The sequence below is a fragment of the Cytobacillus firmus DS1 genome, assembly GCF_000565285.1.
GTDB classification, from domain to species: Bacteria; Bacillota; Bacilli; order Bacillales; family Cytobacillaceae; genus Cytobacillus; species Cytobacillus firmus_A.
In genome coordinates this window covers 1-11,941 of sequence record NZ_APVL01000006.1, presented here as the reverse complement: position 1 = coordinate 11,941, position 11,941 = coordinate 1, and the positions used below count along the sequence as shown (strand labels likewise).

Annotated in this window: 13 protein-coding genes; 10 read left to right on the top strand and 3 right to left on the bottom strand. The window is 42.0% G+C overall.

Translation table 11 applies throughout. The features are described from left to right. Positions 1-65 precede the first annotated feature (65 nt). The gene (locus PBF_RS09065) at positions 66-1,490 is read right to left on the bottom strand and encodes a Na+/H+ antiporter NhaC family protein (RefSeq protein WP_081757256.1); all 1,425 of its coding nucleotides are present in this window, start codon (positions 1,488-1,490) and stop codon (positions 66-68) included. A 221-nt stretch (positions 1,491-1,711) separates the two neighbouring features. On the opposite strand from PBF_RS09065, the gene PBF_RS09060 reads away from it, so the two are divergent. Continuing rightward, positions 1,712-2,134, top strand: a complete 423-nt coding sequence (locus PBF_RS09060) for a VOC family protein (RefSeq protein WP_035329400.1) — start codon at positions 1,712-1,714, stop codon at positions 2,132-2,134. Between the two features lie 110 nt (positions 2,135-2,244). Here the strand turns inward: PBF_RS09060 and shc are convergent, their stop codons facing one another. Continuing rightward, on the bottom strand, positions 2,245-4,107 hold the full coding sequence (shc, locus tag PBF_RS09055) for a squalene--hopene cyclase (protein WP_035329644.1): 1,863 nt from the start codon (positions 4,105-4,107) through the stop codon (positions 2,245-2,247). A gap of 79 nt (positions 4,108-4,186) precedes the next feature. Here shc and PBF_RS09050 point away from each other — a divergent pair, with 79 nt between their 5' ends. From PBF_RS09050 to PBF_RS26105, 8 genes are all read left to right on the top strand, one after another. Beyond that, positions 4,187-5,305 carry a DUF2515 family protein gene (locus PBF_RS09050; RefSeq protein ID WP_051488849.1) on the top strand — a complete coding sequence of 373 codons (1,119 nt, stop codon included), beginning with the start codon at positions 4,187-4,189 and terminating at the stop codon, positions 5,303-5,305. Positions 5,306-5,563: 258 nt separating this feature from the next. Beyond that, entirely contained in the window at positions 5,564-5,908 is a 345-nt protein-coding gene (locus PBF_RS09045) for an ArsR/SmtB family transcription factor (RefSeq protein WP_035329399.1), read from the top strand. Positions 5,909-5,922: 14 nt separating this feature from the next. Next, on the top strand, positions 5,923-7,218 hold the full coding sequence (locus PBF_RS09040; protein WP_035329397.1) for an arsenical efflux pump membrane protein ArsB: 1,296 nt from the start codon (positions 5,923-5,925) through the stop codon (positions 7,216-7,218). 29 nt (positions 7,219-7,247) lie between these two features. Continuing rightward, the gene (gene arsC / locus PBF_RS09035; protein WP_035329396.1) at positions 7,248-7,667 is read left to right on the top strand and encodes an arsenate reductase (thioredoxin); all 420 of its coding nucleotides are present in this window, start codon (positions 7,248-7,250) and stop codon (positions 7,665-7,667) included. 90 nt (positions 7,668-7,757) lie between these two features. Further along, positions 7,758-8,111 (top strand): arsenite efflux transporter metallochaperone ArsD, encoded by a 354-nt coding sequence (arsD, locus tag PBF_RS09030; protein WP_035329395.1) that lies wholly within the window; start codon positions 7,758-7,760, stop codon positions 8,109-8,111. A 20-nt stretch (positions 8,112-8,131) separates the two neighbouring features. Continuing rightward, positions 8,132-9,901: an arsenical pump-driving ATPase gene (gene arsA / locus PBF_RS09025; protein ID WP_035329394.1), complete on the top strand. Its 1,770-nt coding sequence runs from the start codon at positions 8,132-8,134 to the stop codon at positions 9,899-9,901. A gap of 79 nt (positions 9,902-9,980) precedes the next feature. Next, positions 9,981-10,400 (top strand): protein-tyrosine phosphatase family protein, encoded by a 420-nt coding sequence (locus PBF_RS09020; protein ID WP_035329393.1) that lies wholly within the window; start codon positions 9,981-9,983, stop codon positions 10,398-10,400. Between the two features lie 178 nt (positions 10,401-10,578). Continuing rightward, positions 10,579-10,731: a hypothetical protein gene (locus PBF_RS26105; RefSeq protein WP_160169251.1), complete on the top strand. Its 153-nt coding sequence runs from the start codon at positions 10,579-10,581 to the stop codon at positions 10,729-10,731. Positions 10,732-10,857: 126 nt separating this feature from the next. Here the strand turns inward: PBF_RS26105 and PBF_RS09015 are convergent, their stop codons facing one another. After that, positions 10,858-11,295 carry an Lrp/AsnC family transcriptional regulator gene (locus PBF_RS09015; protein WP_035329392.1) on the bottom strand — a complete coding sequence of 146 codons (438 nt, stop codon included), beginning with the start codon at positions 11,293-11,295 and terminating at the stop codon, positions 10,858-10,860. A gap of 121 nt (positions 11,296-11,416) precedes the next feature. Here PBF_RS09015 and PBF_RS09010 point away from each other — a divergent pair, with 121 nt between their 5' ends. Next, entirely contained in the window at positions 11,417-11,833 is a 417-nt protein-coding gene (locus PBF_RS09010) for a carboxymuconolactone decarboxylase family protein (RefSeq protein WP_035329391.1), read from the top strand. Positions 11,834-11,941 lie beyond the last annotated feature (108 nt).

Genomic DNA, 11,941 nt, shown 5'->3' with positions numbered 1-11,941 from the left:
TCTCACGGATCCCAAATGAGCGCCAAGCTGGATGACCTAAGTTTTTAGCAAAAGGAACAGACTGTCTATGAAATTAACAATCCTGAAGCAATAAATAGTGCGGCAGCAAGCATAGCCCCAATGGCTGAAATCTTCAATTTATATCGTGCATAGTCAACAAGGTCCATATCTAAAATCGAAGCAGTGGTAATGGTCGTATCTCCAAGCGGTGAGGACAGCGCTCCGAATGCCCCGCTTGCGAACACGGCTCCAACGGTAAGCGGAATGGAAGCGCCGGTTGAAACCGCGAGGGTAATTCCGAGCGGCATGAATAATCCCCAGGTTCCCCAGGAGCTTCCGATAAAATAGCCGACCACTGAACCGAGCACAAATATGGCAGCCGGTGTCAAGAATGCTGGCAGAAAGCTTCCGAGTGAGCTCCCGATAAAATCCGAAAAACCAAGATCCTCCGCCGCCAGTGTCAGAGCCCAAATCAGGATGAGCAAGCTGATCGCTTCCATCATCTGATTGCCTCCATCGTAAAAGTGATAAAGAATTTCGTTCATTTTTTCCCGTCTGATTATGTAGAAAATAAAGGTGAGGACAAGGGTAATAAAAACAGCCAGCAGCATCACAAATGTAGCGTCGGCCATGGAAAAAGCCTCGAAAATCGTATTTGCACCCTGCGACATTCCGTCCTGCCATAATAGAAAAAGAGAAAAGGAAAGTAATAAAACCACGGGGAAAATTAAATGCCATGGCTGGGCTTTTACGAGCGATAATTCTTTTTTAATTCCCAACCGGTGGAATTCATGCTCTTTTTCCTCCAAATCGGTATGGACTTCAGCTTTTTGCTCTCCTGTCTTTTTCCGGCTCCAAAAAGTCTGCACAATCCCAATCAGAAGCATAATGATCGCGTAAAAATTAAACAGAATACTTAATAAAAAAATCTCATATGCGGACATATCCAGATCCAGCCCGCTGATACCGCCTTCAACAAGGGATACCATGAAGCCTACAAAAGCTGTCGCAACCGGAAGCAGCACAATCACTGATTCGGTTGAGATATCGAGAGTCATGCCGACTTTCTGTTTGGAGAGATTCATTTTTTTAATTAAGGATTTGATAATGGGCCCGATCATCATAATCCGAAACATCGGCATCATGAAGGTGAATGGGAGAGTGATCCAGATGAACACAAGAAGACTGCGTTCAGAGCGGATCCGTCTGCCGGCCCATTCGGAAAAGCCCTTAATGCCGCCCGCAATATTCATCATTCCCACAAGCCCGCCGAACAGATATAAAAATCCGACTATCTTGATATTCGTTTCATCGGAAAGCGTGGTTACAATATATGTGACCGACTGTTCCGTGCCCGACAGCAGGTCCGCGGACACTATTATGGAACCAACAAGGATGCCTGCCACCAATCCTGGCAGGATATTCTTCAGCCAGATGGACATTCCGATTACGATAATAAATGGTATGAGCGATAGCCAGGTGTTGTTCAAGTTAATGCCCTCCAATGAAAATGCCGTTACCTGTTTAGTATTTCCAGGGGAGGGCTGTAAATTCCTGAAATTTTGACAAGAGTACTGTCAGCCTGATATTTCGGTGAAAGGTTCTAGGGTTATTCACTTTGCAGGGACATCCAATGTTAGTTCAATAAATATTCGATTTGTTAGCCCACGTATTTTAAAATGAACAGAGTACATTTTTTAGGAGGGATTAAATGAAACCGCGAATTTCAGTAATAACATTGGGTGTAGATGATTTGAAAAGGTCATTGAAGTTCTATCAGGATGGACTTGGCCTATCAACAGAAGGAATAGTAGGTCAAGAATTTGAGCATGGGGCTGTTGCGTTTTTTGATTTACAATATGGAGTAAAACTTGCCATATGGAATCGTAAGGATATAGCCCATGATACAAACTTAAAACAGTCACCAAAAAGCCCTGCAGAATTTACACTTGGTCATAACGTAGGGAGTAAGGAAGAGGTCGATATAGTAATGGAACAGGCATATAAAGCTGGAGCAGTTATAACAGTTCCAGCACACGATACCTTTTGGGGAGGGTACTCTGGATACTTCCAGGACCCTGACGGACATTTGTGGGAAGTAGTTTATAATCCAGCTTGGGAAATTGCTGAATAAGGTTTTATATAACCTCCTTTTCAACTAAGAACGCTTGGTATAAAATCCAAGCGTTTTTATATATATGAAATTTAGTTAGCATTTTGTCCGCACTATCTGAACTACTTGCGTCATTCCCCAAACTTCCCCCGATAATGAGCCAAAGTCATAAGAGGGAAGATATACCGGTAGCTGTGATAATGAATGTAAAAGCTTCCGGCCATGGCCTGCCCTTTTGGATAGGCTGTCGTCCAATCCTCTTTTTCAATCGAGTTCAGCAAGTACTGAATTCCTTTTTGAATCTGTTCATTTGGCTGGTCTTCCGCTGCAATTAGAGCATCAACTGCCCACGCCGTGTCTGTAAGGGTACTTGCATTCAAGGGAACATATGAATTTTGGCTGTCACTCAGGCAGGATTCTCCCCAGCCACCATCCTCGTTTTGTATTTTCTTCAGCCAGCCACAAGCCTTCCTGACAGAAGGATGGTTTGAATGGCCTGCCGCAACAAGCCCTGTTACCGATGCCCATGTCCCGTATATATAGCAAATGCCCCATCTGCCATACCAGGACCCATCTTGTTCCTGATGATCCAACAGCCAGTTAACCGCATTTTTTATCAAAGGGTCAGCAGCTGGGAGATTCGTATAGTTTCCTAAAAACTCAAGTGTTCTCCCGGTCAGGTCGGCTGAGGCTGGGTCTCCAAACATATATTTACCCTTTTCAATTGGAAGAAAGGCGAGCCATGGATTTTCGGTATTTCTTTCAAAGGATGGCCAGCCGCCATCATCATTCTGCATGGATACCAGCCACTGAATGCCGCGATCCCAGGCATCCTGATATTCAGAACTGTCCTCGACACTTCTGGCGATCGCCCTCAATGAAGCGGTGGTATCATCGACATCCGGGTTGAGGGTGTTGACATCGGAAAATCCCCATCCGCCGGGCTTTCCATGGGGGTTATGGATAGCCCAGTCCCCCAGCTGATCATGCTGACGCATCAGTAAATAGGTGTTTGCTTTCCTTACTGCAGGGTCATCGGGAGAAACACCGGCTAATTGGAGGGCTGTGTTTATGAGAGATGTATTCCATATACTGGAGTTTGCGTATTGTATATGAGGGAGCCCGTCTATATCAGTACGCAGCGATTTCAGTCCCGCAACCGCATTCTTTATAACAGGTTCATCCTTCGAATAGCCAAGAGACAGGAGTGCAAAAATCATTAAAAAGGTTGAGCTGAAATAACTATAGAATGTTCCATCCGGCTCAATCCGCTCAAGCATATAATCCTTTGCCCGGTCCATTGCCAATGAGTGAAGCTGTTCTGGCAGCCCCAAAAGATCTTCCACACCTTCTTTAATGAATGATAAGAATGATCGGTATTCCGGCTGAATATCCCACCGGGCTCTTGTTAACAGCAAGTCAGAAAGGTCTGGGCTGTTTTCCGTTTTGATGCTGAATTTTTTCTCTGTAAGAATCAGAATCGGAGCCAGATTCACACGCCCATACACCGAAAACTGATAAAAGTTGAAAGGGAAGGAGAGTGGCAGGAGCATAATCTCAACGGGAATCGGAAAGGATTCAGGCCATGGATATTGTCCCGTAGTGGATAGCATAATTTTGGTAATAACATTTGCGCTCTCCAATCCGCCGTGCTCCCTTATAAAATTTCCGGCAGCTTTCATTCTGGGATCTTCCTTCTCAATATAGCCCGAATATAGAAGTCCATAATAAGCCTCCAGTGTGGCATTTGCATTTCCATCCTGTTCATCCCGGAAAAGCTTCCAGGCGCCATTTTCCTCCTGCTTGCTTAGAATTCTTGCTGCCAGTCCCTGAATTAATTTTTCATCATGCATCTCCAGTGTCCTTAATAAAATGATCATATAAGCGTCTGTTGAGATGCCGGTTTCAAAAGGATAATTCCATGAACCATCAGAAGATTGGCCTCTTTTTAATGCGGCAATGAGACGCTTCATGCCAGCGGTGATATTGGTCATTTCATGCACATTCCTCTCCGGTTAAATTGCTCCTATAAATACATATTCACATGACAGAGAGAGAATTCATGGAGGAGGGATGCTTATCTTTTTTCAAAAGAAACACCCATTGGGCTGGTTAAAAGAAGAATTAAAGAAAGGGGCAGCAGTGCATAAGCCGGTAAATCTTTCAGATGAAGAAAAAGGGATTTTGGATCAGGTGAAAAAGGAGACAAAAGAATGTAACCTAAATAATGTCACCCGGACAAAAGCCTATCTGGATTTCTACCGGCAGCATCCGGAAGTCCATTGGGCGTTTTTGGCCCATATGGTTTCCCGCAATGGCGGCTGGAGTATGACCGATTTAAAAGGGGAGATCCTGTCCCGATTATTATCTGATCGAGAAAAACACTCCTTTTTTTCTTTTCTGGAAAGAGGGAACTGGCTCATTTTTCAAGATGCCTATCCGCAATTATTAATTTACCGGGAAAGCCTGAAAAGGAACCGGCCATTATTTACCCTGTTTTCTCACCTTAATATTTCCTTCTTCATGGAAACAGTCTGGAGCTGTTTCTGGAAAAGGCAAGATCATTATATACTGACAACTGCTTTTATCATAAATGAACAAAACTATATAGAAAAAAGGGTGCTACAAAACTCTTTTTATAAACATGAGGTGTTTCATAAGCTTGAATTTAAGCTGCAGGAACTTCTGTCCTTGAATCACATCCTTTTCCCCTTTGAGAAGAATGGAACTATACATTTGAAAGGCCAGACTGTGAATCAGTTTGAATCGCTCCAGGAGCGGATCCTTTTAGGGAAAAAGCTGTATGATGTCCTGTTTAAGGACAAAGAGGTGCTGACCCTAACCGAACAATGGGCATATACTCAGCCCCATACTGGATCAAGGAAAGATTATTGGCCGCATATCTTTAATGATGTCCATGAAGGTCTTCCGGGGGGGAAATATCAATTTCAATTAAAGTCGTGCCGGATTCGGCCGGGCGGCCGGCGAATTTATAGCCCGAGCCTTGAAAATGCCTGGAAAAATGCGAACCAGCATGAAGCAGAATCTGGAGATTGGTTTGAAAATGATCAAGTATTGGAGTATTTTCTGAAGCTGGACGAATTGATTAATGGAGAGATCCTGCAGGTATACTGTGAAACACTTGAAAGGCTTGAGCTTGCAGCCCTTGCCAAAAAGGCAGTCTGGAATTAAAGCTTGTATGCCTGCCATGCTGCCGGCATCGCAATGGAAAAAATTTTTAATTATATAATGGCAATTTGTTGATAAAAGGTGTGGCTGCTATTTAGCCGCCTTTTTTTGTTTGCTAATCAATTTTGATGGTAATCACTTAATAATTTACTATGATAAAAGCAAACTAAATGTAAAGGTTTTGTAAATAAGAAAAAAAGCATTTACTTATATAAGTGAATTATTATATACTGATACCGGAAAGTCGGAGGTGAACACAGGATGAGATTAACCACAGTTGAAATCGATAAAGCAGCAGCCATCTTAAAATTATTGGGCGATAAAACGCGATTAACTATGGTAAAAATTCTAGACAACAACGATTGTTGCGTTTGTGAATTTGTGGAGATATTTAAAATGAGCCAGCCTGCCATCAGCCAGCATATTCGGAAGTTAAAAGATGCAGGCGTGGTAAGGGAAGCCAGGAGAGGACAATGGATTATCTATTCACTGAATAAGGACAGTGACTACTATCCAATGGTGCATAACCTGCTGGGTCACCTTCCAAGCCAGGATTATAAACTATCAGAACTGGAAGAACAGGGACTAAGAATTTCTTGTGAGTAAGAGGGGGTATCACATTGACTCAAATTGTATTAGCATCGGTGATATTTTTGATCACCCTCATTTTAGTAATATGGCAGCCAAAAGGTTTATCGATTGGTTGGTCTGCCTGTGGAGGCGCTATTCTTGCCTTGATTGTAGGTGTAGTTGACTTCAATGATGTGATAGATGTTACATCGATTGTCTGGAATGCAACGCTGGCTTTCATTGCCATCATCATCATTTCACTCATTTTAGATGAGATTGGATTTTTTGAATGGGCAGCTCTTCATATGGCAAGAGCTGCAAAAGGAAACGGAGTAAGGATGTTCGTGTATGTTTCCATATTGGGAGCTTTGGTTGCGGCATTTTTCGCGAATGATGGAGCAGCATTGATTCTGACGCCAATTGTCCTAGCGATGGTAAGAAACTTGAAGTTTGAAGAAAAAATGGTTTTTCCATTTATTATTGCTAGCGGGTTTATTGCTGATACGACATCACTGCCTTTGGTTGTCAGCAACCTCGTTAATATCGTTTCGGCTGACTTTTTTGGAATCGGGTTTGTGGAATTTGCATCCAGAATGATTATTCCCAACTTCTTTTCACTGGGAGCCAGCATCATCGTCTTATACTTATACTTTAGAAAAAGCATACCGAAGAGTTATGATCTATCACATTTGAAAAAGCCAACAGAGGCTGTTCGTGACAACAAAATGTTCCGTTTGTCCTGGCTCGTGTTGGGAATCTTATTAATCGGCTATTTTGCAAGTGAATTTATTGGCGTACCGGTTTCGATTATTGCAGGAATTGTAGCGATTTTCTTCCTGCTCATGGCGCGCAGAAGCCCAGCAGTCAATACGCGTACCGTAATAAAAGGTGCACCTTGGGCCATTGTGTTCTTCTCCATCGGAATGTATGTAGTAGTTTACGGGCTGAGAAACGTAGGTCTTACCAATGTTTTAGCTGATTTAATCCAGCTGACTGCTGACCAGGGACTATTTGCAGCGACAATCGGCATGGGATTCATTGCGGCTATTCTTTCATCTGTGATGAATAATATGCCAACTGTTATGATTGACGCGCTTGCTATTGCTGACACCAATACTAGCGGTGTGATCCGGGAAGCACTTATCTATGCGAATGTCATTGGATCTGATTTAGGTCCGAAGATTACACCGATTGGTTCTCTCGCAACCTTACTATGGCTTCATGTGTTGTCTTTAAAGGGAGTTAAAATCTCCTGGGGAACTTACTTTAAAACCGGCATTATTTTAACCATTCCAACATTGTTCATTACATTGGCTGGTCTATATATTTGGTTACTGATCATTTAAAAAAACTTACCTAAAAGGAGAATCTCAACATGACTAAAAAAACAATCTACTTTCTATGTACAGGTAACTCTTGCCGCAGCCAGATGGCTGAAGGATGGGCAAAGCAGCATTTAGGGGATGAGTGGAATGTATATAGTGCAGGAATCGAAGCACATGGTTTGAACCCAAATGCGGTAAAGGCAATGAAAGAAGCGGGCATTGATATTTCCAATCAGACTTCTGATATTATTGATCCTGAAATTCTGAATAATGCTGATTTGGTTGTGACACTTTGCGGTGATGCAGCAGATAAGTGCCCGCTGACTCCTCCTCATGTAAAACGCGAACACTGGGGATTTGATGATCCTGCAAAAGCAGAAGGAACAGATGAAGAAAAATGGGCGTTCTTCCAGCGTGTGCGTGATGAAATAGCTGACCGTATTAAAACGTTTGCCGAAACAGGGAAGTAAAAGAAAATAGCCAAGAGAAATCACTCTCTTGGCTATCCTTTCATTTTATATATAAGTATATGCTTATTTAATTGTAAGGGAGCGAAAATCATGAATAAAATTGAAATCTTTGACCCTGCACTATGCTGTCCAACGGGTGTGTGCGGTCCGAGTGTAGACCCGGAACTAACCAGAATGGCATCGGCTGTCTTCGCATTGGAGAAAAAAGGCTTTGATATTAAACGATACAACCTGGCCAATGAACCAGCTGTGTTTGCAGACAATAAAGAGGTAAATAAGGTACTTCATGAAAAGGGACCAGATGCACTGCCAGTTACGTTATTAAACGGAGCAGTCGTGAAGGAAGGCAAGTATCCATCAAACGATGAACTTGCACAATGGTTTGAAGTGAACGTCGAAGATCTCGCTCTTAAAAAGCCAAACGTAAAATTCAAGCTGATCTGAAAATTGGAAGGAGAAAAAGCATGTTTCAACCATTTGATACAAGGGCGGTAACGAATACGAAATTTCTTTTCTTTACAGGAAAAGGAGGGGTAGGGAAAACGTCAACGGCTTGTGCCTCGGCTGTCAAGCTTGCGGATGAAGGAAAGCGGGTTCTGCTCGTCAGTACGGATCCTGCTTCCAACTTGCAGGATGTTTTAGAGGTGGAGCTAACAAACACACCTATGCCTGTGCCTGGGGTTTCGAATCTTTCTGCGTGTAACCTTGACCCAGAGGAAGCAGCCCGCGCTTATCGCGAAAAGACGATTGGACCTTATCGCGGCAAACTCCCAGATTCAGTTGTGTCGACAATGGAAGAACAGCTATCAGGTGCCTGTACGGTTGAAATTGCCGCATTTGATGAATTCACCAGTTTGCTTTCTGACACCTCAGTTGTAGAGGCTTATGATCACATTATTTTTGATACCGCACCAACAGGCCATACTCTTCGTCTCCTTCAGCTGCCAACCGCCTGGAGCGGATTTTTAGAAGAAAGCACTCATGCTTCATGCCTTGGACCACTCTCAGGACTTGCGGAAAAGAAACAGATTTATTCCATTACAATGGAAGCACTTGCTGATTCGGCCCAAACCACATTAATTCTGGTGGCAAGACCAGATGAATCTTCTTTAGTTGAAGCAAGCCGTGCCTCTAAAGAATTAAAAGAGATTGGCATCAAAAACCAGAGTCTGATTATAAATGGATTAATGCAGTCTCATATTCATGGTGATGAGGTTTCAGAGTCATTCTTCCATCGTCAGCGGAACGCTTTAAAACGGATGCCAGACAATTTGAAGCAAGTGGAGACTTATTCACTGCCATTCGTCTCCTATTCCCTTACAGGAATTAAAAATCTGCGCTATTTGTTTAAGCAGTTTATCCTTCCGCAGACTGAATTGGCTATGGAGCAAAAATTGATCAGTTTGCCTGGACTAAGTGAAGTCATTGAAGATTTTTCTTCTACTAATACAAGAGTTATCTTTACAATGGGCAAGGGCGGAGTCGGCAAAACAACAATGGCATCGGCTATCGCGGTTGGCTTAGCAGAAAAAGGTCAAAAAGTCCATTTGACCACAACGGATCCAGCAGCTCATCTCGAATTTGTTTTCCAGAATAGCCAGCTGAATCAGAACCTGAGCATCAGCCGCATCGATCCGAAAAAAGAAGTTGAGGCTTATAAAGCCGAGGTCCTTTCCAATGTAAGTGATGAACTGGATGATGAGTCTTTAGCTTATATAGAAGAGGATTTAAATTCCCCATGTACAGAGGAGATTGCGGTATTTCGGGCATTTGCAGGAGTAGTTGAGAAATCGAAGGATGAAGTGGTGGTCATTGACACCGCTCCATCAGGACATACCCTCTTGCTGCTGGATGCAGCCCAGTCCTATCATAAAGAGCTTGCGCGCTCAACGGGCGAGGTGCCTGAAAGTGTAAAAATGCTGCTTCCAAGGTTAAGAAACCCAAAAGAAACAGGTGTCGTGATCGTGACATTGGCTGAAGCGACTCCTGTACTGGAAGCTGGACGTTTGCAGGATGACTTAAAGCGGGCAGACATCATTCCTAAGTGGTGGCTGATTAATCAAAGTCTATATGCAACAGAAACAAAAGATCCTGTACTAAAAGGAAGAGCAGGTGCTGAGATCAACTGGATTGAAAAAGTGACTAATGAGCTAAGTGAAAAATGCGCCATCGTTCCGTTACAGAGTGAAGAAGGCACTGGATACAAGGAATTGAAGAAGTTTATCAATCAATAGCGAGTTTAAAAGAGGATGGGTTACGGAAAAAGAACGGCAACACACGATTCGAGCAAATCATAATAAAGGCGGGAGCAGCATGACAAAAAACTATCATGAATTAATTAAAGATCGTATCTACATTGGCGGTGCAGATGATGTAGAAGAGATGATGAAAAGTGAAAAAGCGGATGTGATTTTCGATTTGCGGGCAGAGGCTCCGGAAGCGGGCTATGATCGGATTCATAGTCCCATTGTGGATGATGCAGAAAATCAGGATGAATCCATTAAACAGTCTATTGAGCATGTGGTGAATGCCTTTAATGAGGGGAAAAAAGTATACTTCCACTGCGCAGGAGGAAGCAACCGCACGGGGACTGTTGCAATTGGATCATTGTTATCGCTAGGAAAAGCTAACACAATTGAAGAAGCGGAAGAGATGGCAAAGGCCGCACGTCCAAAAATCAATGTAAAACCAGAAATGAAAGCTTCTCTTCATCGTCTTTTTCCTAATGCTTAACGGTAAAATAGTTTGAGTTTTCATTTAAATATAGAGCAGGGGTGAGGAGAACATGAATATCACAGATCAGGCTCGTGATTTCTTGAAACAGTTGTTTGAAGAACACAATGCCAAAAACGTGCGTTTTTATTTTGCAGGATTTGGCTGAGGACAGCCCAAAGTAGGACTGGCTCTGGATGTGCCAGGTGAAGAGGATAATATTTTTGAGATTAACGGAATCACAGTGGCGATTGATCCTAACATTGAAAGTGTGACACAGGATCTTGTACTGGATTTCAGCAAAGAAGCAAATGGACTTGTTCTAGTAGGAAATGAAAGTGATTGTTGCTAGTTACTTTAAAGGAGCTTGGTAAAACCAGCTCCTTTTTTCTATAATTTAGAATTACTGCTTTTCCCACAAAAGGCGGGACTATACTAAAATCGGTTTTTATCAAAATTCCAAGGAAAAAAACTGAGTTTAAGAGTTAATCTTAAGATTTGTAGGCACACTCGAAAAAATAAAATGCGTTACGGTATGGGCATAGGGATTCGCTTTTTCAATAAACTCTTCTGCTTTTGAGAAAGTTTCAAACTGCATTTTAAGCATAAAACAAGCATTACCAGCTATTCGATAACAAAATTCCACATTAGGTAACGCTTCAATAAATCTTTTAAAAGATTTATAGTCACCATTTTTAACTGTTGCTTCAATGATACATTGGATTGGATACCCTAATTTTTCGTAATCCACTTCCAATGTATATTTTTTTATTATTCCAAAGGATTCCATCCTCCTTACACGCTCTGTAACAGACGGAGAAGATAAACTGATCTTTCGTCCAAGCTCACTCATCGATAATCGACTGTTTTCATTTAATTCATCAATTATTTTCTTATCAATGGAGTCAATTTTCATATTTAAAGTGAATCCTCCTTTTTAGTTATTTATCTAAATAAATAGTGTTAATTGAATTCGAAACTTAATGTGAATCAGCAAAATAATTCGATAAGATTAATTTTATAAGGAGGGGATAAATATGGCAAGAATTACTGAATCTACGAATGGGGAAAGCCCTTTTCAAAAACTGTTAGGGCACAACAAAGGAATAATGGATTTATGGAATCAGCTAGGAGATGAATTAGGGAAGGACGGGAAACTTACAGAAAAGTTAAAAGAGCAAGTGAGGCGAACGCTTGCACAAGGCAATGGATGTGAGTATTGTAAGGCTAAAGGTAAACCAGAACCCCATCTTTTCGATGAAAAGATCTCAATTGCTGTGGGATTCGCAGAGGTATTCCTAAAATTAAAAGGCAATATACCAGATGCCACTTTTGATGTTTTGAAAGACTATTTATCTGATGATGAAATCAGTGAACTGTGTGCGTTTATAACGTTCACAACTGCTTCACAATATTTTGGTGCAATTATGAAATTAGAGCCTGCAACAACATAACAAAAAGGGTACAGCTCCTTCCAAACATGATTTTTTAGTAAATACAAATTAAAAAGACCTTTTTCCTGAACTATACCCCGGATAGCGGACACTGATAAAAAAGTGCCC